This is a genomic window from Pseudomonas sp. TE3644 (genome assembly GCF_056278815.1).
In genome coordinates this window covers 3181217-3202291 of sequence record NZ_JBWBQF010000001.1, presented here as the reverse complement: position 1 = coordinate 3202291, position 21075 = coordinate 3181217, and the positions used below count along the sequence as shown (strand labels likewise).

The window sequence follows — 21075 nt, the reverse complement described above, 5'->3', positions numbered from 1 at the left end:
TCACGGATTTCGTTTGTACCAGGAAAATTAAGTGCGGTCCCTGGCGACCAGTTCGAGATACTGAGGAATGGTTGCCTCAGATAGCGCTTTAATCATTATGAAAACCACATTTTCCTTCAGGCCCATGACCACCCTGTTGCGCTCGCAAACTTTGGAAAATCCTTGGGATTCCCAGAAACGTTGGGCCCTTACGTTATCTGCGACCACACCGATGCGAAGCCAGCGTGCTCCTTGAGTCACTGCCGGTGCTCGGTCGCACCATAGATTAGGTGAGCATCACCTTTTCCATGACGGCGTGCGTCCAAAAACAGAAGCCCGATATGCCAAACGCCCTCAGCAAGCAAATCCTTAATAATATGTTCTACCGCGATCAATCCAGTACCTTGCTCACGAAAGCCGATAAACCACTGCTTGTTGCACGCTAGTCCGTCCGGTAGCGTTAACTCCAGTTCCGTCGCAGCTTCGTCGGGGCGTGCAGGTTCGCCGTGGCAAATCCGAAAGTATTCAGGGTCACGGTCGAAGAAGCTTTGTAACTCGGCGGCATCCGCTGAATGTAATTCATCAGCATGGATTATCGAGTTAGAAACGATGGGTAGCAGTGAGGTTTGCATTGTGTCTGCCCCGTATTCGTCTGACGATCAATCTTACCTGATTGAACCGGTTACCACACATGAGGCAGCCACTCGTGTTCTGGTGTTGACCAACGTTCCAGCATGGGCGCGCAGCCCATACCAGCCATTGATGGCTGGGGTGCCGCTTTGAGCCGGCAGTAGTCCATCATCGTGGGCCCCCGTGCTACGAAGTTTGACATTGCTTTCTGAAACATCAGATGATGCCCCCATGACTACTTGCAGCCGCGTAACCATGATGCGTCCCATGATGACCGCCTTCGGCGGGCCATAGGGCGTTGCGCGCGTAGAACCCCGTATCCCCGAAGCCCCGCCATCAATGGTCGGGGCTTTTTCATGCTCCGGTCATGAATATCCATGACAAGGAGAGCGAGCATGTTGCAGATCCGCCCAGCCAGGTACAGCGACGCCGAGGTCGCGTTCGAAATCCGGCTTCAGGCCATACGACACCAGTGTATTACCGTCTACACGCAAGAACAGGTTCAAGCCTGGACACAGGTGCCGCTGACGGACAGGTACCGGGCTAGTGTGGCGCGCCAATACCACATTGCATGGTGGGACGAAGTGGCGGTTGCCACGGGGCTGATCGATTTCCAGTCCCAGGAGCTGGGCGCTCTCTTTGTGCTGCCCGCGTACATGGGGCGGGGCATTGGCAAGGCCATGATCCAGCACCTTGAACAACTGGCGCTTGCGGCTGGACTTGCTGAAATTAATCTGGATGCGACCCCGAATGCCACAGGGTTCTACCATCGGTGTGGTTACCACGGGGAGGTTGGTGGTATCTATACTTCGCCTTCGGGGCTTGAACTGGCATGCACGCCTATGCACAAGCGTTTGGTCGGCTGAGGTGTCTCTGGCGGTGCGAATCTGCGGTTGGTTCGCTTTCGACTGTGGATTCAACCCATAGCCGCCATTCATCCGCGAACGGCGTGGTCAGAAACCTGTTCACTAATCCTTGAGTTTCAGCGTGGGGCGGCAAACAGGGAGAGCACATTACCAGCTCCCGCACCAACATCCGCCGTCACATGCTTTTTCATACAGGCCTAGACCTTCTTGGAGACGTGCCAAGTACCTTGGTGCCAGTGCAGCCGGGCGGCAGCCGTTCGGTGGAGGGGAGCCTCATAGGTGGAAAGGACGCTTATGGCCGAAAGCAGCCTTTTATGACCGGCCGCTTTTGCCCTGATAATGCCGCGACATTTCTCCATGGCCTCAATCTGACAGGTGCTTATCATGCACTGACACTTCGACTCGGAATGAATTCCTGGTAGAGGACCCTCTGTCGTTCCAGGTCATGACTAGGCGCGACATTGGTGCGATACCCTTGAAGGGTATTGCATTCAATCACTCACAGCGCTTGTCCACGGGTGCATAGATATTTTCCGGACCCGGGAACGCCCTCGAACGTACTCCATCGGCATAGGCGGCCACCGCGCCATCAATGCGCTGCCCCAATAAATCAAACTGCTTCACGAACCTGGCGGTGCGTTCAAACATGCCCAGCATGTCATCGACCACGAGCACCTGACCGTCACACTTGGCCGAGGCGCCAATGCCTACCACCGGGCATTGCACCGCCTGGGTCACGGCAATGGCCACAGCTTCCGCGACGCCTTCAACCACCACGGCGAACGCCCCCGCATCGGCCAGCGCCTGGGCATCGGCAACGATCTGGTGGTGCTCCTCTGGCGTTCTGCCGCGGGCGCCGTAGCCTCCCAAGGTGTTTACCGATTGCGGAGTCAGGCCGACGTGGGCCATCACTGGGATGCCACGTTTGGTCAGGAACGCCACCGTCTCCGCCAGCTCGGCACCGGCTTCGAGCTTGACCGCTGCGGCCCCAGTCTCTTTGAGGAGGCGTGCCGAAGCGTGAAACGCCTGCTCCGGGCTGGCCTCATAGGTGCCGAAGGGGAGGTCGATGATGACCAGGCTTCGCTGTGCGCCTCGAACTACCGCTGCACCGTGCGCAATCATCTGCTCCATGGTCACCGGTACGGTGCTGGGCAAGCCGTAGATTGCCTGCGCCAGGCTATCGCCCACCAGCAGCGCATCACAGTGCGGATCAAGCAACTCGGCCATTCTGCAGGTGTAGGCGGTCAGCATGACCAGCGGAGTTCCATTTTTTCTGGCGCGAAACGCAGGAACAGTCATTTGTTTTGCATGTGAGGATGACGCGGATGACATCGTGCTACCCAAATTCAGGTCAAGAGGAGTATCACAGAGCGGCGAGTTGCAGACGTTGCTCAGGCACGGCAGTGAACGCGCAACACAATCGCTACGTTGTGTAATAACTCATTGAAATATATGGTCATTCTGAAGGAATGGCACATGCATTATCTGAATGTGCACCATCGGCAAAATCGATGGTGGAGCGGCACGCTGGGGTTAGGCCCCGGACTAACCCCTGGGCGTGCGCAAGGTGACGAACTCTTCGGCGGCGGTGGGGTGCACACCGATGGTTTCGTCAAAGACCTGCTTGGTCGCTCCGGCCTTTAGCGCAATGGCCAGGCCTTGAATGATTTCCCCTGCGTCCGGCCCCACCATGTGGCAACCCAGCACCTGGTCGGTGTTGCTGTCCACCACCAGTTTCATCAGCGTACGCTCGTGGTCGTCGGTCAGGGTGAGTTTCATTGGCCGGAAATCGCTTTGAAAAACCGTAACCTCGTGTCCCTGGGCGCGTGCCTGTTCTTCACTCAAACCCACCGTTCCGATGGGGGGTTGACTGAACACGGCCGTGGGAATAAGCGCGTAATCGACCGGCCGATAGTGCTCGGGTTGGAATAGCCGACGTGCCACGGCCATGCCTTCGGCCAGCGCCACCGGGGTCAGTTGGACGCGACCGATTACATCGCCCACGGCCAGCACCGAGGGTTCGGTGGTCTGGAATAACTCATCCACTTTGATGAACCCACGCTCGTCCAGTTCGACTGCAGTGTTCTCCAGGCCCAGGTTTTCGAGCATGGGGCGCCGACCGGTCGCGTAGAAAATGCAGTCCGCCAGCAGTTCGCGGCCGTCGTTGAGGGTTGCCTTGAGGGTGCCGTCAGCCAGCTTGTCGATGCGGGCGATGTCGGTATTGAACTGCAGGTCGACGCCGGCACGTCTCATCTCGTCGCATAAATGCTGGCGAACAGAACCATCAAATCCGCGCAGGAACAGGTCGCCACGGTACAACTGCGTAGTGCGCGCGCCCAGCCCATTGAAGATCCCGGCAAACTCGGCCGCGATGTAACCGCCACCCACGACGATGACTCGCTTGGGTAACTGCTCGAGGAAAAATACCTCGTTGGAGCCAATAGCATGCTCGCGACCGGCAATGTCAGGGATAACAGGCCAGCCGCCGGTAGCGAGCAAGATGTGTTCAGCGCTGAAGGTCTGGCCGTTGACCTGCACCGTATGGGCGTCAAGCATCCGCGCATGACCTTCGAGCAAGGTCACTCTGCTGTTGATGAGCAGGTTGCGGTATATGCCGTTAAGGCGCTCGATCTCGCGGTTCTTGTTCGCGATCAGCGTGTGCCAGTCAAACGATCGCTCGCCTAGCGCCCAGCCATAGCCCTCGGCATGGGCGAAGTCGCCTTTGAACTGAGCGCCATACACCATGAGTTTTTTCGGCACGCAGCCCACGTTGACGCAGGTGCCCCCCAGATACCGGCTCTCGGCGACGGCCACCTTGGCGCCGAAACCGGCGGCAAAGCGCGCGGCGCGCACGCCTCCCGAGCCGGCGCCAATGACAAACAGGTCGAAATCGTAGGGCATCACATCATTCCTTCGGATTAATAAGGGGCCGCCTTGAGGGCGAGGCGAGCCGCCGCGCCCTCAACCGGCCGGGTGGATCGTCCCCTGGTCGGGGAGAGGCTAGATGGCTACCTGATCGTGCAGATTGACCCCGCTGCGCTGCGCCATCCGCAGTCGGTAGGCCTCAACAGCCGGCGGATAAACGACACCCTGGACGATCGAGAGGCTGCGCAAGGTCGCGAACAAGTGGATGTCATCCTCCGAAAGCGCCCCGTTCACGGCGTCCGGCGACTGAATCAGCGATGCGAGCGCCACCAGGTGGCGGTTCAGGATGGCGACGTAATCCGGGCTGGCCGCCATATGGTCTTTGAAACTGCCGATCATGCGTTCCTTGTTTGCGCTGAAATAGGCGCGCGCCGTAGGTGTCGCGAACTCTTCAAAGGCAGCGGCAGCCCAGCGTGGCAGTGCCAGGGAGAACAGCGGGCCGGCTACATCGTTGGTCCACTGGGTGACGGCCGGGTTGCGCGGGCCGGACAGTACCGGGGCGCCGTCGATGCCGTCGATATGCGCAACGATGTCCATGCTCTCCGCAATGTGCTGCTCCCCATCGGCCAGGATGGGCAGCATTTTTTTGCCAATCATGCCAATCGGGGTGGCTTCATCATCGTTCAGCAGGGTGATGAGTTCGAAGGGGGTGTTTTTCAAGCCGAAAATCATGCGTGCTTTGACGCAGAAAGGGCAATGGTCGTATACAAAGAGTTTCATCAGATTCAATTCCAATCGTGCAGGAGTGAGAGCGGGCTTGATATCACTGCTTAATCAAATACCCGCGACAGTGGCTGAAATTACTGAACCGGTTAAATAGGTTCGGGGTTAAGCGTTGCCGATGAAGTTGCTCGCGAGGGTGCAAGCCATACCAGGCCGAAGCCCATTACAGCCAACCAAACGCCAATGTTGACCGAAGAAGCCAACCCTGGTGCTTCATGCGCATCTTGCATCACCCGCATTTGCAGTGGGGGGTACTAGCCCAAACGCTGCGCCGCCCCAGACGAGTGATGCAACCGCGGCGCCCACTTCGGAACGAGCAAGCAGTGGGAGAGCAAACATTGAAACGGCAAACTGCTGTTAGCTGGCGAGAGCATTAAAGAAATGGATCTCGGGTTTACCGACCATCAAATGCTCTGCATCGCGCTCGAAGGTATAAAAGTGAGGCTGGGTCAGGTGAAGGTCAAATGCCGCGCGGTCACGGTATATTTCATGAAAGAAGACGTAGTCCCCACCTGTTTCCGGAAGCAAGATGTTGAAGGCGATACATCCCGGTTCAGAGGCCAAAGAGTCTCGTGCGTCCGCTGCGGCCACCGGAAGGAACGCGGTGAGTGCCCCCGGCTGCAAATTGATCTTGGCGATAACAACGAAATTAGCTGGCGACATTACGCTTGCTCCTTACAACAACATCAAAGATTTGAGGCCCCACTTTATTCGGTGCATCATTGAAACAGAATGCCCGTTGGTGAGATCATTCCTTTCATAAATGAGAGGGTTGGGTATGGATCTCAACGCAGTGCAGATGCTGGTCGCCATTGTCCAGGCGGGGAGCATGACCGCCGGTGCAGAACGTCTGGGCGTGCCACTTCCCACGGCCAGCCGCAGGATTCGTGCGCTTGAGCAAGAATTGAAGGTCGAGTTGCTGGAGCGTTCGGCCAGGGGTGTGAAACTGACGGAAGCGGGGGCGCGCCTGTTCGAGCACGCCAGCCGAGGATTGGAGCTGCTGCAGGAAGGGCGCGATGCAGTGGTCAGCGACCAGGCCCACGTCGAAGGGAAACTGCGGCTGTCGGTACCGCCATCGTTCTCGCCCTGGTGGCAGTTGATCACCGACTTTCAGCACGCTCACCCCGACATCCGCGTTCATCTGCTGTCGACTGAGCGTCGTGTTCACCCGATCGAGGATGGCGTCGACGTGGCACTGCGCGTTGGCAAACTGGAGCACGACACGCTGATCGCGAGGCACTTGCTCGATTACCGGCATGTGCTGGTTGCCAGCCCGGGTTACCTCGCCAGCCACGGGACGCCGAAGCACCCGGGTGAGCTGATCAATTTCCCGTGCGCCACCTGGAGCCTGGGTACCAACACCAGCAGCACGTGGCGTTTTCCGAACGCGCCGGTGGTGCCCAACCCGGTTTTATCGACAAACGACAGCATGCATCTGTTGCACAGTGTGATGGCCGGGGAGGTCATGACCGAGCTTCCACCCTTCATCGTCAAGGACGCGATTGAGCGCGGATTGCTGGTGCCGTTGTTGACCGACCACCCCTTGCCAGCTGTTTCGTTGAGTCTTCTGTACCCGGCGCATCGACACCCCTCAGCGGTGGTGCGTACGTATCTGGAGTACTGTCGTAACCGCGTACCGTGGCTGCTGGAAGCCTGTACGCCGGTGTTGCCGGCGGATTAACTCAGCGCCGCCGCCTCCAACCGGTCGGCCTTGGACGGTGCAGGCAGCGGAAGGGCGGCGAAGCTGTCTGCTTGCGCCATGTGCCACATGCGCGCATAAAACTCGGCGCTGATGTCACCTGCCAGCAGTTCGCCAGGCTGCAGGAACATATGGAGCTGGGAGAACAGCCGGACTTCGGTGCTGGTTAGGCGTCGAACCAGATGCTTGGGCTGCAGTTGCCCGGGATGCTTCAGGCCGGCGGCGCTGAGCATCTCGCCGAGGGCCACCAAGGTGTTGCGGTGAAAGTTGTGCACCCGCTCGGCCTTGTCCGTGACCTGCAGCGCCCGTTGCCGCAATGGGTCCTGCGTGGCCACCCCGGTGGGGCATTTGTTGGTGTGGCAGCTTTGCGACTGGATGCAGCCTATGGCGAACATGAAGCCACGCGCGGCATTGACCCAGTCGGCACCGATCGCCAGGACGCTGGCGATGTCGAAGGCGCTGACCACCTTGCCGCTTGCACCCAGCTTGATCTGAGGCCGCAAGCCTGCGCCCACCAGGGTGTTGTGGACGAACAGCAGGCCTTCGCGCAGTGGCATGCCGATGTTGTCGGTGAACTCGCGCGGCGCTGCGCCGGTACCGCCTTCCTTGCCGTCCACCACGATGAAGTCAGGCTGGATGCCGGTCTTGAGCATGGCCTTGACGATAGCCATGAACTCCCAAGGGTGGCCCAGGCAAAGTTTGAAACCGATGGGCTTGCCTGACGACAGCTTGCGCAGGCGTGCAATGAACAGCAGCAGCTCCACCGGGTTACTGAATTCCGCATGGCGCGACGGGGAAATGCAGTCTTCGCCCATGGAGACGCCGCGGGTGCTGGCGATTTCCTTCGTGACCTTATGTTTGGGCAAGATCCCGCCATGCCCAGGCTTGGCCCCCTGGCTGAGCTTGATTTCAATCATCTTCACCTGGGGTTGGCGGGCCTGCTCGGCAAAGCGCACAGGGTCAAATTGGCCACTCAAGGTTCGGCAGCCGAAGTAGCCGCTGCCGATCTCCCAGATCAGGTCGCCGTCATACTCGCGGTGATAGGGGCTGATGCTGCCTTCGCCGGTGTCGTGGGCGAACCCGCCCATTTTTGCCCCTTTGTTGAGGGCACGAATGGCATTGGCGCTCAGGGCGCCGAAACTCATGGCGGAAATGTTGAAGACCGAGGCGCTGTAAGGTTGCAGGCAGCCGGGCCCACCGATGACCACGCGAAATTCCCGGGGATCGCAGGCTTCGCTGGGCAGCATGGAATGGCTGATGAACTCGAAGCCTGGTCGGTACACGTCGGTCAACGTGCCGAACGCTTTTTCTGCTGGTTGATTTTTCGCGCGCTGATAAACGATGGAGCGCTGAGCCCTGGAGAAGGGGAGTTGCTCGTCATCGCCCTCGAGCATGTATTGGCGGATTTCGGGGCGAATGGTTTCCATCAGGTAGCGGACGTGGCCGAGGATGGGGTAGTTGCGGCGCACTGAATGGTGGGTTTGCAGCAGGTCGTTGATGCCGATGAGGCTCAGCGCTCCCGTAAGCAGGGTGAGGGTGGCCAGCCAAGGGGTAAACGGCAAGGTCAGGAGGCTGAACAGCGTGAAGACCACGCAGGCAGCCAGCACGGCGTATCGGCTCAGAAGCGATAGTTTCATGGTGGGTCCTTGTTGGGCCAGCGGCCCGCCTGCGGACCGAAGGCCAGTCAATACGGGGTCAGTCGAGGGTGACAAGCTCGCGAATCTGGTCATAGCGCGCCTGCAGTTCCTGGCGCTGCTGCTTGCGTAGCTGTGCCTGGGCGTAACGACGACGCTCAGTGGACGTGTCGGGCATCAGCGCGCGCACAGGGCTGGGGCGCCCCTGGGGGTCCACGGCGACCATGGTGAAGTAACAGCTGTTGGTGTGGCGCACCGTGCGTTCATGGATGTTTTCGGTCATCACCTTCACACCGACTTCCAGGGAGGTGCGGCCGGTAAAGTTCACGGAGGCCAGGAAGGTCACCAACTCGCCCACATGAATGGGTTCCTTGAAGATCACCTGGTCCACTGACAGGGTCACCACGTACCGACCGGCATAGCGTTTCGCACAGGCGAACGCTACTTCGTCAAGCATCTTCAGCAAGGCCCCGCCATGCACGTTGCCGGAGAAATTGGCTTTGTCGGGGGTCATGAGCACGCTCATGCTCAATTGATAGCTGCCAGGTTCCATAAATTCCTCATCACGGTCGGCGATGCCGCCCCTGCACCATGTCGGTCCGGCGCTAGGGGCGGCTGCTGTTCTTGGAGGGAAAAAGGTAGCAGCGGATCAAGATAGTTAGCTAGCTAATATATCGAAAGGGTGTTTTCCGATATGGACAACAATGTTGGAGGCCGGCACGCACGCAGCGCTTCGAGGTGCAGCAAGACTGGTGTGAGTCGGGCTAATCCAAGTGTGCCTTGAGATAGGCCACACCCTGCTCAAGGGCGGCCTGGCCCTTGGAGTGACTACGCTTGTCTTTGAAAAACTGGATGAAGCCATGGGTCTGGCCTGGATAAACCTCAAGGCTCGCCTCGACGCCGGCGTGCTCCAAAGCATGGGCCAGGTCGATGTTCTCGTCTCGCAGCGGGTCCAGCTCACCCACCTGGACCAACGTTGGGGGCAAGTCGGCAAGCGGCGCCCACAGCGGCGCGACCAAGGGAGAAAAACAATCAATGTTGGGAGGAACATAGGCTGCGATCGCGGTTTCGTTGGCGGCGCGCGTGGGAAAGTGCGTTTCCCCCAGTGCCTGCCAGGACGCACTGTCCATCTTGTTGCTCAGGGTGGCATACATCAACCACAGCGCCCTGAGGGTAGGGCCCTTGCGGTCCCTGGCGAGCAAGGCAGTGGCGGCCGCGATGTTGCCGCCGGCGCTGTCGCCGCAGATGGCCAGTCGGTCAGCATCGCCTCCCCATTGGCGAGCCTGCTTTGCTGCGTAGGTCAATGTGGCATACACGTCTTCCAGGCCAGCCGGGAATGGATGCTCCGGAGCCAGGCGGTAGTCGACGCTCAGCACCAGTGCGCCGGCGCCGTTGGCGATGGCCCTTGCCAGCACGTCATGGGTATCGAGATCCCCGGAAATGAACCCGCCACCGTGGACGAACAGGATGACGGGCAACAGGCGGTTCGACTCACGGGACGGCAGGTACAACCTGGCGGGAATGATGCGCGCCGGGTGGGAAGCCGGTACGGCGATCTGGTTGACCTGAGCCACAGGATCAGGGGCGCCGGTGAGCGGGATCAAGGCCCGGTATTGTGACCGAGCGGCCAAGGCGTGCTCCTTAAGGCGGTCGAGGTCGAGGGTAGGCACATCTGCGTGGTCCGCCATATGGCGTGTCTCCTCAGGAGCAAGGTGTGTAGTGGCTGAGCGCTAAGGCAATGGCGCGAATAAGCGATTATTAAGGGGGACAGTAGGCGACGATAAAGCAGCGTTTCGAATAAACAGTCGAAACGCGTTAGTGCTAATCCCTGAAGCCAAGCGGCGTTGGGGGGACGTGATTGGCTGTCTGGATAAATAGTGGGAAGGATTTTTTGTGGGACGTAAAAAGACCACTATTCCCGGGGGGGCGGGAATAGTGGTGCAGGGGGGTAGCGAGCAGTTGGTAGACTCGCTGCGGGCACTTTACGCACCGTGCCAGTGTAGATCGAGCAGTAATTGAGGAATGCTCTATTCCCGATGGCGTAACAATCCAAACCCTTGAATACAAGAGAAAAACGGGTATTTGTGATAGCGTTGAAGTTTAAGCGATGTCAATCAAATTAGTGCCTGTTCTACAAGGGTCTTTTGTTTTAGGTGGAATAATGCGTTATTACAAAACAGTTGTCGGCAGCCTGCTGCTGGGCCTCTCCTTGAGCCAACTTTCCGAAGCCGCGGTGTTCGGCTGGCAGGAAAAAGCGGTTATTCAACCTGAGCAAGCTAGTGTGGAGATGGAGCTCGACCCTACCTCCGCCAAGTCTTCGCTTGAGGTCCAGGACCTCACGACCTTTCAGAAAGACGGAGAAAACTGGGTCCGCTTCAGTATTCCAGTGGCGGGGGCATTGACGGGCACTTCGGACCTGACGCTGGAAAGGAAGGTGCTGCGCACCGAGAAATCCAAAGGCACGTTCGGCAGTGGGCAGCACCAACTCGTCCGCATGTCCCTGTGCCTGGGAGACAAGGTGTATGCCGAGGACCTGACCCTCAAAACCCATGGCAAAGGAACGTCGCCGGTCAAGTTGGGCCGTGACGTATTGGCCCACTTGGGCCTGGTGGATGCGTCACGGGCCGATACCGTCAAGCCGGACTGCAAGTCCTGAGCAGGCACCTGCCTCTCCCGCCAATACCGGGATGAGGCAGGTCCTGGCTCACTGGTTGAGAATGCCGCGGTCCCAGGCCTGCTGATTCCTGCGGGCATCCTGGATGAAGGGTGACCACTGGATCAGCTTGAGCACCACCCGATTGAGCAGGCGGCCGGGCAGTGTCATGGGCCGCTGCACGTCGAGGAACAGCACCACGCGCCGCTCCGGCGTGTCGTTCCAGACCTGATGCTTGTAGGTGTCATCAAACACCAGGCAACGGTCCTGCTCCCAATGGCGGACCTGGTCGCCCACTTCGATGCGGCATTGCTCGGCCTGCTCGGGAATGATGAGCCCCAAGTGCACCCTCAGTAAACCATTGTAGGGGCCACGATGAGGCGGGATATGCTTGCCGGGGCTCAGTATCGAGAAGAACGCGGTGTACATGCCCGGGATGGCCTCGATGGCGCGGGTGGTTTGCGGGCACTGGTTACAGTTGCCATCGATCTTGTAGCCGTAGCCATAAAGGAAAAAGGTCTTCCAGCGATCGTCCTGGGTCAGGCGCGCCTGGTCCTTGGAGATCTGTTGAAAGCTGGGGATGGCCTCGCTGTTCTTCAGCACGGCATCGAGTTCTGCCCGGATCGCCGCAGATTGGGCTTGCAGGTCGCGCGTCCAGGCGAAGATCGCAGGGTCGAAAAACGGCGTGTTACCCACTGTGGAGCTTCGTCGAATCAGGTTCTCGAGGCGCTTGATGATCCACAGGCCGATGGCGACACTGGGGCGATGCTTGCGTTTTTTCTTCGGGGCCAAAGCCGTCTTCCTGGCGGTCATGGAAAAGTCCTGTGTGGTTCATGTACGGGGTCGTTGTTTGAGCAGCTTCCACAGCAGCGGCCAGCAGAACACCAGGGGATAGCGGCGTAGGCGCTCACGCTGCCGGATGGGTTCGCCCCAGTGCCGTTCCAGTTTCCAGATGGCGTAGTCCACCCCACCCCTGACAGTAAAAAGCGCCTTGACCAGGCGCACCAGGTTCAATAACCGACCCTGGATGCGCCTGATGCGCCAACGCCTTGCCTGGCGCAGCTGCTGTTGGGACGTTGTGTGGTTGATGTACAGCTCATCTGTCATGGAGCCGGCATACCCGGCGCCTTTGATGTGGGCGACCGCGCGCAGCAGGGCGGCCAGGTAGGCCTGGTTCTGGTGAGTGATCAGGGCCGGGCGATCGCTGTTTTCCGGCCGCAGTTCCGTGCCGTAGGTAAGACCCAGCGCGCGGGTCCAGAAGGTATCGCTGTTGAACAAGGGTGCCTGCACCGGCAGCGCTTCACTGATCATGCGCAAGGCTGCACGACAAACGGCACGCTCCACGCGCCGGTGCACGGTGGTGGTGCGGCTGAACACCAGCCGGCTGGGCTGGGCAAAGCGTGCCCAGAGGTAGCTTTGAAACCAGCGGTGTGTGCCTTCTTCAAAGTCGCGCACGGACAGGATGGCGCATTTGGCGCGCAGTGTTGTGCCGCCAGGCGTCGCGGTCGTGAACAGAAACACCGTGGGCGGCAGCAGGGCATTGGCCCATTGGCCGAGCTGTGTGCGATGGATGTCCTGGTAGTGATCCACCAGAAGATACAAATCCACCAATCCTTCACCAGTGCTGTGGGTGCGCAGGCACGAGCCGTAGAACAGGATCGCCGAGATGGCCTCGCCATACTGGGCCATCAGGGCGTGGGTGAGGGTGTGCAAGTCCCGGTTTACCGGGCGGGACAGCTCGCGGGTCACCTGTTCGAACAACGGCAGCATCGCCGGGTCGCGTTCAATCTCGTTCATGGAGCATCCTTCACACGGTAATGAAGCGCACGGGCGTGCTGGTCTGGATGGACAGCGTGCCGGTTACCGGGAATATCTCGCCATCCAGCAGATATTCGCGCAGGTGGTCGATGTCGGCGGCCTGGGCGTTATGGCTCAAATAACCCGAATCGTGGCGCATGGCATCACTGGGCCGGCCACGCAGCACGGCGGGCAGGGCGCGGCAGAGGCGGGCAGGCGGTTGGTCGATGGCGGTCAGGCGCATGGGGTGAGGTTCGCGGCCCCAGAACGGCGTGCTGCCCAACAGCAACTTGTCCAGGGTGGTGGCCAACACCAGCAGCCAAGGGGCCTGTCGCGTCGTGCCGTTCACGCTGATGTGTGCGTTGACGGTGGGCAGCAGATGCCGGGAGCGGCGGGAAAACAGGGCCAGCAACATGCGCACAAAAGCCGTCAGCGGGCCGGCGAGCCCCTTTAGGCCGGTGGGCCGAACCTGTTGGTGGAAGTAGCGGACGCCGGCGACGATCGATCCGGCGCCGAAGAACAGACCGCATTGTGGTTGTGGGCGATGCGAGTCCTTCACCATCAGCACCGCAGTGGGGCGCTCGCCTCCAGTGAGACGATCGTTGCCCAGCCAGTTTGCCAGTGCCTTCATCACCCTGACCGGGTTGCCTTTGAGCCCCAGGGCGTTAGCGCTCATGTTAGTGGTGCCGCCGGGTACGATAAATACCTTGGGCACCGGGGTGTCTGCGGTCTTGAGCAGGCAGGTCAAGGCCGCCTGCAAGGTGCCGTCGCCGCCAACCACCACCAGCAGGTCATCTTCCAACAGCCCCCAGGAGGCAATGGCGGCTTCGATCTCCAGCGGGTTGCGTGCCTGGGCGACGCGCGCCCGCGGCAGCCGGTAGACCAGGCGGCACAGCGGCACCAGTCGCTGACGCACAGCACCACTGAGAGGGTTGATCAAAATGCCGATGCGTATGGGCCGAGTAATCGAAGGTAGGTTCATGGTCATGGGATGGGTCAAGCGTGTCGATCGAAACGATGGACCAGCACCATTGCCACGCCGAGGATGAGCAGTGGTGGCAGCAGGGTGGTCAGGAGCGGGTTCAGGGTAAACAGCAACCCCAGGTTGACGATGATCTGGTTGCCCACATAGGTCAGCAGCCCCACGATGGCGCCCACCGCCAAGCGGCTACCCAGCCCGGGCGAGCGCTGTTGCACGAAGGTGAAAGGCACGGCCAGCAGGATCATCGCCAAGGTCAGAATGGGCCGGCCGAACTTCTGCCACAGGGCGATGCTGTACTGGTCAGCGGGCTGGTCGGTAGCCTTGAGAAAATGGATATAGCGGCTCAATTGCTTGATGGAAAAGCTGTCGCTGGGCAAGGTCAGTTCCTTGAGATGGACGCTGGAGAAGATCGATGTCCATGGCAGGCTGTCTTGCGTGTGCACGGTTTCCTCACCGTTGTTCCATTGCTTGACGTTGACGTGGTTGAGTGTCCACGTCCCCGCCTGGAGCACGGTGGCCGTGTCCGCATGGACGTAGCTGGCCAGCGTGTTGTCGGGGTTGTAGCGAAATATCTCGATACCCATGGGCCGGTTGTGCGCCCCCAGGCTGTCGATCCGGGCGACCTCGTTGCCGCGCCTGGCCCACAGGGTGCCCTTGGCATTGACGGCTTCATCGGAACTGGTGATGGCGGCGCTGCGCATCTGCAGGCCACGTTGTTGCAGGGGTGACGCCACCCATTCATCCAGGGCTGCCAGGCTTGCAGTCAGCAGGCTACCCGCGATCACCGCCGCCAGGGCGATGCGCACGATGGACACGCCGGCCGCGCGCAAGGCGGTGAGTTCCTGGCTGACGGCCAGTTGGCCCAGGCCAACGATGCCGCCCAACAGGGCGATGAACGGACCCAGGTCGATCAGGCGACGCGGCAGGGTCATCAACACCACGGTCACGGCCTGGGTCCAGCGGTAGCCGCCGGGGCTTACATCATCGAGTTCGTTGATCAGGTCGAAGGTAGTGAACAGTGGAATGAGCAGCGCTGCGGCCGCCGCAAAGCCGACGAACACGTTTCTGATCAGGTAGCGGGTCCAGGTGCTCATCGCGTGAACCTTGCCAGCAAGCGCAGGTCACGGGCGATCAGGGTACCCAGCCCAACCAGCATCAGCAAAGGGACCAGCCACAAGCCCGGCGTCAGCGGCAGTGCGGTATTGGCCACCAGTGTGCGGCACAGGTTGCCGCCGTAGAAGATCACCGTGAACAGGATCGCGATGGGCAGCAGGGTAGAGAAGCGTCCCTTGCGCGGAGCCGTCCGGCTCAGTGGCACGGCCAGCAGGGCCATGAGAATCGCGTTCAGCCCGCGGCTTTCGCGCCATTGCAGTTCGGCCTTGTCCTGCGGCAGTGCCGACATGGCCAGCACGGCGCTAGGGGTGGATTTGCGTTTAGACTCCTCGGTCGGCTCCACGGGTTTGAGGTGCAGCAGCAACTGTTGGTAGTTCAAGGTGCTGTCCTTGGTGCCGCGATGCTCCAAGGTGTAACTGGTACCTTGCCGCAAGGTCAGCACCGGGGCGGTGGGGTCGGGGTCGGTGATGGTCGCGACCTGGGCGCGCAACACCCGGCTCTTGCCTTCGCTGGGGTCGTAGATCAGCGCGTCGGTCAATTGATTGGTGTCCGGGTCGATGTGCTGGGCCAGAATCATCCGGCCGTTGTCATCGTTGAGGTTGAAGCGCTGGGCCTGCAGGTGGCTCACGTCCAGGTCCGAGCGCGATTGCTGTTCCAGCTGGTAAGTCTGCAGGTAGGCCCACGGCCGACCGTAGAAGGACAGCGCCGCCACCGCCAGCGCCAAGGGCAGGGCGATGATCAGGATGGCGCGGTAAATGCGCAACGGGCTGGCACCCGAGGCCAGGATGGCCGTGATTTCCGAATCGTTGTACAACCTGCCCAGGGCGATGGCGACCGACGCGTACAGCCCGACAGGCAGCAGCATCTCCAGGGCGATCAGGACTTTGTAGAACACAATGTCGAAGACCACGCCCAGGGCCAGCGTGCCATTGGCTGCTTCGGTGAGGTAACGCTCGGCGGAATAACTGGCGAAGATGAAAGTCAGGAAGCCGACCATCATCGTCACTGGCCGTCGGACTTCCGCCATGATGTAGCGTTCGATTATAAGCATGTACCGCAAGCCTTCAACGCGGCATCAGCCGTGCAGGGTAATTGGAAATAGGGGGGCAGTCGTTCAGGCAGCAGGCGCTGTGTAGTGCTCGGCCACTTCGCGTAACGTCTGTTCGACGAGGGCAAAATCGTTGGCAGAGTCCACGTCTACCGCCGCCTCGGCAAAGGGCATTGTCACGGCGCCGACCCTTACGCCCAATGCGCGGGAGAGCTGTGCCAATGCGTGTTCCAGCGTCAATTCACCCAACAGGTAGCGGACCGTCGCCAACGGTCCCAGCGCGCGTGCTATCACATGGCGGGGCCGCTTGCGAGCCTCTTCCATGCCTTTCCAGTACTCTGCGACCCTGGCCCCCTCGGGTGTCAGGAAGGCGAACAGGTTGCTCCCGCAATACGGGCCGCCTTTGAGCCGAATGGCTGTCCTGGCAGTGCCTGGGAAGCGTTGCAACACGACCGGCAAGGGCGTCACGGCCACTGCCACGTCACATTCCAGCGTGGCGGCCTGTTCAAGGAAGTAATTGACGATATCGCCGCGCAGCAGGGCGTGGTCAGCCGTTGTCACCAGTAACGGCCGGTGATGGCGCTTGGCCAGGCCATGGCAGACGCTGGTCGCCGGCGTGGCTTGCGGCTCCAGGAAACTCACGCGTTCACTGAGGATCAGTGAGCGCACATGCGCGTCCTGTTCGAGCAAGGGCAGCGCCGGCCCGATCAGTGTCACCTGGCCAACCAAAGTGCTGTCGTCCAGCGCGCCCAACACTCGGTGCAGCATAGGCTGCCCAGCGATCGGGGTCAGCGCCTTGCAGCCAGCCGCCCCCAGCGCTGCGACCGGATCGTCGCCGTGGCGATCGGCGCCCAGTACCAGCGCGTCGAAGCGCGGTGGCTCAGATGGTTTTTTCATACAGGCGGTACCGTTTGTAGGGATCGGCACCAATGCGCTCCAGGATGGCCTGCATGCCGGTGTTGGATTCCAGAATCCAGGACATTTCCAACGCTTCGATGTCACGCTTTTCGAAGGGAATCTTCAGCGCTTCGATCAGCAGCAGGGCGATGATCGGTCCCAGTCGGCTGAACTGGTATTGCTGGCGCACGCCCATCAGCGGCACCCTTGCGGTACGTACGCCGCTGACCTTGAGGCGCCACAACAGCTTGGCCCAACCCAGCGGCAGCAGGCTGCCATTAAGGTCGGCGATGGCCTCATTGATATTGGGCAGCGCGACGATAAAGGCACAAGGTTGGCCGTCGACCTCGGCAATGTGGATCATGTCGTCCGGGACCAGGAACTTCAGTTGCGCGCCCATCTCATCGAATTCACGTTCGGTGAAAGGCACAAACCCCCAATTGTTCTGCCAGGCGTCATTGAACACCTCGCGAAGCACCTGCATCTCCTGGGCGAAGTGCTTGCGGTCCAGTTGCCGCACGGTGACTCGGCCGCGCATGCGGTCCATCAACGACGTCAGGGCAGGGGTGAAGGACAGGTCGGTGCGCCGCATCCAGTAAGCCAGCAGGTCCATGCCCTTGGCATAACCTTGCTGTTGGAGACGGGCGGCATAGTAAGGTTTGCCGTGGTCCATCAACGCTGAGGGCGGGGTGTCAAAACCTTCGACCAACAGCCCGCTTTCCTGATTGATGTTCAAACCGAACGGCCCCGTGATGCGGCGGGCACCTTGCTGGCGCAGCCAGGTTTCAGCTGCATGGGTCAGCATGCCGAACACTGCTTCGTCGTCGATTGCCTCGAGCATGCCGAAATGGCCCGTGTCGCTACCGTGCAGTTCACGATGCAGCGAATCTACCTGAGCCGTGATTCGACCCACCACGGTATCGCCGCGCCGGGCGATCCAGGCCTGCCAGCGCACATGGTCGGAGGCCGGGTTCTTCTCGGAGAGGTGCTCGACCCGTTCCACGTACAGTGGTGCAACCCAGTGCGGATCATCCGCATACAGACGAGAGGGCAGGGAAATGAAGGCTTTCAAACCAGCCTTGTCGCTGACCTGTTCTATGGAAATCATGACTGACCTAATTCAACAAACTTCGAGAGGGCATCAACCAGACACGGGCGACGCCGCCGTCAATGCGGCGTAAATGAAACCGTTATTTACGAAGTTTGTACATCAAATCACCATCGCTGTTTCAGATGGCGGGTATCTGATAAATGAATACTTGTTCAGGAAACCACTGCTGTTAATCTTCGTGCCGAATTCGATTCAACCCGAACTTTAAAACTGCGCAGGCAACAACGCTGGCTGGTGCGGCGCGTTGCGCTGTTTCCTGTCTATTTTCGCCTGAAAAGTGCATCGGCCACATGAAATAGTGTTGGTGAATTCGCCGTCACGCGATCAGGCAGAAGGTTCACATCTAATGGCTGTGCTGTATATGTCAGAAACAAGCTCGATTCATTCAATTCCCATGCGTCATGCCGATTTCGCCAGTTTGGTGGAAGCGCTGGATTATGCCGCGACCAGTAATGCCGGCATGAACTTCTATGACCGACGCAGTCAATTGGTCAGTTCATTCGAATACCGCATGTTGAAGCGTCGTGCCCTGATGGGTGCGCGCCGTCTGCGCGGCCTGGGCTTGGTGCGGGGTGACCGTGTGGCGTTGATTGCCGACACCAGCGCCACCTTTGTCGAGGTGTTCTTCGCCTGCCAGTACGCCGGTTTGATCCCGGTGCCGTTGCCCATTCCCATGGGCGTGGGCCAGCACGCGTCCTATGTCGAGAAACTGCGCGGCCTGTTGAGCAGTTGCAGCCCGGCGGCCGTTTGCGGCGGCGAGGACTGGCTGCCCCTGGTGCGAGAGGCCGCCGTCGGGCTGCCGCCGATGTCGCTGCTCAGCGGCGCCGATATTGACGCCCTGCCTGAGGCCGAAGTGGAACTGCAGGCGCCCCAGCCCGATGATATTGCTTACCTTCAATACACCTCGGGCAGCACACGCTTTCCACGCGGCGTGGTGATTACCCAGCGCGCCGTCATGGCCAATCTGCAGGTCATCAGCCGCGACGGTATCCGGTTGCGCGAGGGCGACCGTTGCGTGTCCTGGTTGCCGTTCTATCACGACATGGGCCTGGTGGGCTTCGTGCTGACGCCGGTGGCCACCCAGCTGTCTGTCGACTATCTGCGTACCCAGGACTTCGCCATGCGTCCGCTGCAGTGGTTGAAGCTGATCAGTCGTAATCGCGGTACGGTGTCGGTGGCGCCGCCATTTGGCTACAACCTGTGCCTGCGACGTTGCAATGACAAGGACCTTGCCGAGCTGGACCTGACCAGCTGGCGTGTTGCTGGTGTGGGCGCCGAACCGGTGCCCTTTGAAGCGCTGACGCAATTTGCCGAGCGCTTCGCCGCCGTCGGCTTTGGCACGGATACCTTCATGCCATGCTTTGGCTTGGCCGAGAGCACCCTGGCGGTCAGCTTCGCCGACGCGAGCCGTGGCCTGCGTGCCGACGTGATCGACCGCGATGTGCTCGAGCGCCGCGGTCAGGCCGTACCTGCCACGGCCCAGACCCGGGCCGTGAGCACCTTCGTCAATTGTGGCCCGGCACTCCCCGGTCACCGCATCGACATTCGCAATGCCCAAGGCAAGGCGTTGGCCGAGCGGGAGGTAGGGCAGATCTTGATTGCCGGGCCAAGCTTGATGAGTGGCTACTTCCGGGACCCTGAGTCGCACCTGCAGGCTGGCCAATGGCTGGATACCGGGGACCTGGGCTATTTGCTTGACGGCGACCTGCATGTCACCGGCCGCAAGAAGGACCTGATCATTATCCGTGGCCGCAATATCTGGCCGCAGGACATTGAACACGTGGCTGAAGGCGAGCCCGATGTTCGCCCAGGCGATGCAATTGCCTTCGTCACCGCGCGCGATGATGAGCCCGTGGTGGTCATGCAAATCCAGTGTCGCGTGACGTCCCCAGCCTCACGCGAACACCTGGTGCGCTCCCTGTCCGGGCGTATCCAGAGTGAGTTCGGGGTCAGTGTCGACATCCAACTGGTGCCACCGCAGAGCATTCCGCGTACCTCCTCCGGCAAGCCGGCGCGTGCCGAGGCCAAGCGTCGCTACTTGAGCATGCTTGATGCCCTGGCGCTGCCGACCGTGGCCATCGCCTGATGACCTGGACGGTGGCCATTACCGGCGCAACCGGTTTCATCGGCCGGCGCATTCTGCAAACGTTGCTGGAGCACGGGATCGCCGTGCGCGCGCTCACGCGTCGGCCGGCGGCACGGCAGGAAGGGGTGACGTGGGTCCAGGGCTCGCTGGAGGACAAGGCGTCGCTGGCCCAGCTGGTCCATGGCGCTGGCGCCGTGATCCATTGTGCCGGTCAGGTGCGCGGCCGCAATCGCGAGGTGTTCCAGCGCTGCAACGTCGAGGGCACGGTGCGCCTGGTGCGCGCCGCCAAAGTGGCAGGCTGTGGACGGTTGCTGCTGTTTTCCTCGTTGGCGGCCCGGTATCCACGGCTGTCCTGGTACGCGGAGTCCAAGTTCGATGCCGAGCTGGCGGCGATTGAGGTCGCCGGCGGCATGCCGATCAGCATCTTCCGGCCTACGGCCGTCTACGGTCCGGGCGACCGCGAGCTGCAGCCACTACTGTCCACGCTCCTTCGCGGTTGGCTGCCGCGGCTTGGGCGCGCGGATGCCCAGCTGTCGTTTCTGCATGTGGACGACCTTGCGGCCGCGACCTTGCGCTGGTTGGACGCAGACATCGTCCATGGGGCGCGCTACGAAATCAATGATGGTGCCAGGGATGGCTACAGCTGGAAGCAGCTGGTTGCCATGGGTGCGCAGATCCGCGGCGGGCCGGTGCGCCTTGTGAATATCCCCACGGGGTTACTCAGGCGCCTGTCGCAGTTGAACCTGGCCTGGCATCGCCTGGTAGGGGGCGAACCCATGCTGACCCCCAGCAAGGTCAACGAACTTGTCCATCCCGACTGGTCATCCAGCAATCGCACCATCTCACGGCATCTGGGTTGGTACCCGGCCATCGAGTTGGAGCGTGCGCTGCGTGAGCGGTTGTTCTGATCACACTTTCATACAGAAATCAGA

The 21075-nt window shown here is 60.6% G+C and carries 20 protein-coding genes; 5 read left to right on the top strand and 15 right to left on the bottom strand.

What is annotated here, in order from left to right:
- Positions 1-236 precede the first annotated feature (236 nt).
- Positions 237-611: a hypothetical protein gene (locus ACZ9GA_RS14165; RefSeq protein ID WP_457362079.1), complete on the bottom strand. Its 375-nt coding sequence runs from the start codon at positions 609-611 to the stop codon at positions 237-239.
- Positions 612-1004: 393 nt separating this feature from the next.
- On the opposite strand from ACZ9GA_RS14165, the gene ACZ9GA_RS14160 reads away from it, so the two are divergent.
- Positions 1005-1475: a GNAT family N-acetyltransferase gene (locus tag ACZ9GA_RS14160; RefSeq protein WP_457362080.1), complete on the top strand. Its 471-nt coding sequence runs from the start codon at positions 1005-1007 to the stop codon at positions 1473-1475.
- 495 nt (positions 1476-1970) lie between these two features.
- Here ACZ9GA_RS14160 and panB read toward each other — a convergent pair whose 3' ends face one another.
- From panB to ACZ9GA_RS14140, 4 genes are all read right to left on the bottom strand, one after another.
- Positions 1971-2807, bottom strand: a complete 837-nt coding sequence (gene panB, locus ACZ9GA_RS14155) for a 3-methyl-2-oxobutanoate hydroxymethyltransferase (RefSeq protein ID WP_457362081.1) — start codon at positions 2805-2807, stop codon at positions 1971-1973.
- A 213-nt stretch (positions 2808-3020) separates the two neighbouring features.
- Entirely contained in the window at positions 3021-4376 is a 1356-nt protein-coding gene (gorA, locus tag ACZ9GA_RS14150; RefSeq protein WP_457362082.1) for a glutathione-disulfide reductase, read from the bottom strand.
- A gap of 99 nt (positions 4377-4475) precedes the next feature.
- Positions 4476-5120, bottom strand: coding sequence for a glutaredoxin 2 (gene grxB / locus ACZ9GA_RS14145; RefSeq protein ID WP_457362083.1), 645 nt, complete (start codon positions 5118-5120; stop codon positions 4476-4478).
- Positions 5121-5480: 360 nt separating this feature from the next.
- Positions 5481-5786, bottom strand: a complete 306-nt coding sequence (locus ACZ9GA_RS14140; protein ID WP_457362084.1) for a putative quinol monooxygenase — start codon at positions 5784-5786, stop codon at positions 5481-5483.
- Between the two features lie 115 nt (positions 5787-5901).
- Between ACZ9GA_RS14140 and ACZ9GA_RS14135 the strand changes: the two genes are divergently transcribed.
- Positions 5902-6804, top strand: coding sequence for a LysR family transcriptional regulator (locus ACZ9GA_RS14135; RefSeq protein WP_457362085.1), 903 nt, complete (start codon positions 5902-5904; stop codon positions 6802-6804).
- Here ACZ9GA_RS14135 and ACZ9GA_RS14130 read toward each other — a convergent pair.
- From ACZ9GA_RS14130 to ACZ9GA_RS14120, 3 genes are all read right to left on the bottom strand, one after another.
- Complete coding sequence (locus tag ACZ9GA_RS14130; protein WP_457362086.1) at positions 6801-8459, bottom strand: FMN-binding glutamate synthase family protein; 1659 nt, start codon at positions 8457-8459, stop codon at positions 6801-6803. The genes ACZ9GA_RS14135 and ACZ9GA_RS14130 overlap by 4 nt on opposite strands.
- A 58-nt stretch (positions 8460-8517) precedes the next feature.
- A complete protein-coding gene (locus ACZ9GA_RS14125; protein WP_457362087.1) occupies positions 8518-9009 on the bottom strand; it encodes an acyl-CoA thioesterase in 492 nt (163 codons plus the stop codon).
- Positions 9010-9220: 211 nt separating this feature from the next.
- Entirely contained in the window at positions 9221-10144 is a 924-nt protein-coding gene (locus ACZ9GA_RS14120; protein ID WP_457362088.1) for an alpha/beta hydrolase, read from the bottom strand.
- A 473-nt stretch (positions 10145-10617) separates the two neighbouring features.
- Here ACZ9GA_RS14120 and ACZ9GA_RS14115 point away from each other — a divergent pair, with 473 nt between their 5' ends.
- The gene (locus ACZ9GA_RS14115) at positions 10618-11112 is read left to right on the top strand and encodes a putative ATP-dependent zinc protease (protein WP_457362089.1); all 495 of its coding nucleotides are present in this window, start codon (positions 10618-10620) and stop codon (positions 11110-11112) included.
- Between the two features lie 48 nt (positions 11113-11160).
- Here ACZ9GA_RS14115 and ACZ9GA_RS14110 read toward each other — a convergent pair whose 3' ends face one another.
- From ACZ9GA_RS14110 to ACZ9GA_RS14080, 7 genes are all read right to left on the bottom strand, one after another.
- Positions 11161-11922 carry an aspartyl/asparaginyl beta-hydroxylase domain-containing protein gene (locus ACZ9GA_RS14110; protein WP_457362090.1) on the bottom strand — a complete coding sequence of 254 codons (762 nt, stop codon included), beginning with the start codon at positions 11920-11922 and terminating at the stop codon, positions 11161-11163.
- Positions 11923-11940: 18 nt separating this feature from the next.
- Positions 11941-12906, bottom strand: a complete 966-nt coding sequence (locus tag ACZ9GA_RS14105) for a hypothetical protein (RefSeq protein ID WP_457362091.1) — start codon at positions 12904-12906, stop codon at positions 11941-11943.
- 10 nt (positions 12907-12916) lie between these two features.
- Entirely contained in the window at positions 12917-13894 is a 978-nt protein-coding gene (locus ACZ9GA_RS14100; protein ID WP_457362092.1) for a diacylglycerol/lipid kinase family protein, read from the bottom strand.
- 8 nt (positions 13895-13902) lie between these two features.
- Positions 13903-14982 (bottom strand): LPS export ABC transporter permease LptG, encoded by a 1080-nt coding sequence (gene lptG / locus ACZ9GA_RS14095; protein ID WP_457362093.1) that lies wholly within the window; start codon positions 14980-14982, stop codon positions 13903-13905.
- Complete coding sequence (gene lptF, locus ACZ9GA_RS14090; RefSeq protein ID WP_457362094.1) at positions 14979-16052, bottom strand: LPS export ABC transporter permease LptF; 1074 nt, start codon at positions 16050-16052, stop codon at positions 14979-14981. The genes lptG and lptF overlap by 4 nt, the downstream gene beginning before the upstream one ends.
- Before the next feature lie 63 nt (positions 16053-16115).
- Positions 16116-16976: a nucleotidyltransferase family protein gene (locus tag ACZ9GA_RS14085; protein WP_457362095.1), complete on the bottom strand. Its 861-nt coding sequence runs from the start codon at positions 16974-16976 to the stop codon at positions 16116-16118.
- Positions 16930-18054, bottom strand: coding sequence for an N-acetyltransferase (locus tag ACZ9GA_RS14080; protein ID WP_457362096.1), 1125 nt, complete (start codon positions 18052-18054; stop codon positions 16930-16932). The genes ACZ9GA_RS14085 and ACZ9GA_RS14080 overlap by 47 nt, the downstream gene beginning before the upstream one ends.
- Before the next feature lie 364 nt (positions 18055-18418).
- On the opposite strand from ACZ9GA_RS14080, the gene ACZ9GA_RS14075 reads away from it, so the two are divergent.
- A complete protein-coding gene (locus ACZ9GA_RS14075; RefSeq protein WP_457362097.1) occupies positions 18419-20143 on the top strand; it encodes a fatty acyl-AMP ligase in 1725 nt (574 codons plus the stop codon).
- On the top strand, positions 20143-21051 hold the full coding sequence (locus ACZ9GA_RS14070) for an NAD-dependent epimerase/dehydratase family protein (RefSeq protein ID WP_457362098.1): 909 nt from the start codon (positions 20143-20145) through the stop codon (positions 21049-21051). Before ACZ9GA_RS14075 ends, ACZ9GA_RS14070 begins: the two co-directional genes overlap by 1 nt.
- The last annotated feature ends 24 nt before the right edge of the window (positions 21052-21075 follow it).

What these genes read in the sequence shown, in the direction of transcription:
- ACZ9GA_RS14165 (WP_457362079.1), bottom strand. Translation starts at nt 611, where the DNA reads ATGCAAACCTCACTGCTACCCATCGTTTCTAACTCGATAATCCATGCT.
- ACZ9GA_RS14160 (WP_457362080.1), top strand. Translation starts at nt 1,005, where the DNA reads ATGTTGCAGATCCGCCCAGCCAGGTACAGCGACGCCGAGGTCGCGTTC.
- panB (WP_457362081.1), bottom strand. Translation starts at nt 2,807, where the DNA reads ATGTCATCCGCGTCATCCTCACATGCAAAACAAATGACTGTTCCTGCG.
- gorA (WP_457362082.1), bottom strand. Translation starts at nt 4,376, where the DNA reads ATGCCCTACGATTTCGACCTGTTTGTCATTGGCGCCGGCTCGGGAGGC.
- grxB (WP_457362083.1), bottom strand. Translation starts at nt 5,120, where the DNA reads ATGAAACTCTTTGTATACGACCATTGCCCTTTCTGCGTCAAAGCACGC.
- ACZ9GA_RS14140 (WP_457362084.1), bottom strand. Translation starts at nt 5,786, where the DNA reads ATGTCGCCAGCTAATTTCGTTGTTATCGCCAAGATCAATTTGCAGCCG.
- ACZ9GA_RS14135 (WP_457362085.1), top strand. Translation starts at nt 5,902, where the DNA reads ATGGATCTCAACGCAGTGCAGATGCTGGTCGCCATTGTCCAGGCGGGG.
- ACZ9GA_RS14130 (WP_457362086.1), bottom strand. Translation starts at nt 8,459, where the DNA reads ATGAAACTATCGCTTCTGAGCCGATACGCCGTGCTGGCTGCCTGCGTG.
- ACZ9GA_RS14125 (WP_457362087.1), bottom strand. Translation starts at nt 9,009, where the DNA reads ATGGAACCTGGCAGCTATCAATTGAGCATGAGCGTGCTCATGACCCCC.
- ACZ9GA_RS14120 (WP_457362088.1), bottom strand. Translation starts at nt 10,144, where the DNA reads ATGGCGGACCACGCAGATGTGCCTACCCTCGACCTCGACCGCCTTAAG.
- ACZ9GA_RS14115 (WP_457362089.1), top strand. Translation starts at nt 10,618, where the DNA reads ATGCGTTATTACAAAACAGTTGTCGGCAGCCTGCTGCTGGGCCTCTCC.
- ACZ9GA_RS14110 (WP_457362090.1), bottom strand. Translation starts at nt 11,922, where the DNA reads ATGACCGCCAGGAAGACGGCTTTGGCCCCGAAGAAAAAACGCAAGCAT.
- ACZ9GA_RS14105 (WP_457362091.1), bottom strand. Translation starts at nt 12,906, where the DNA reads ATGAACGAGATTGAACGCGACCCGGCGATGCTGCCGTTGTTCGAACAG.
- ACZ9GA_RS14100 (WP_457362092.1), bottom strand. Translation starts at nt 13,894, where the DNA reads ATGACCATGAACCTACCTTCGATTACTCGGCCCATACGCATCGGCATT.
- lptG (WP_457362093.1), bottom strand. Translation starts at nt 14,982, where the DNA reads ATGAGCACCTGGACCCGCTACCTGATCAGAAACGTGTTCGTCGGCTTT.
- lptF (WP_457362094.1), bottom strand. Translation starts at nt 16,052, where the DNA reads ATGCTTATAATCGAACGCTACATCATGGCGGAAGTCCGACGGCCAGTG.
- ACZ9GA_RS14080 (WP_457362096.1), bottom strand. Translation starts at nt 18,054, where the DNA reads ATGATTTCCATAGAACAGGTCAGCGACAAGGCTGGTTTGAAAGCCTTC.
- ACZ9GA_RS14075 (WP_457362097.1), top strand. Translation starts at nt 18,419, where the DNA reads ATGTCAGAAACAAGCTCGATTCATTCAATTCCCATGCGTCATGCCGAT.
- ACZ9GA_RS14070 (WP_457362098.1), top strand. Translation starts at nt 20,143, where the DNA reads ATGACCTGGACGGTGGCCATTACCGGCGCAACCGGTTTCATCGGCCGG.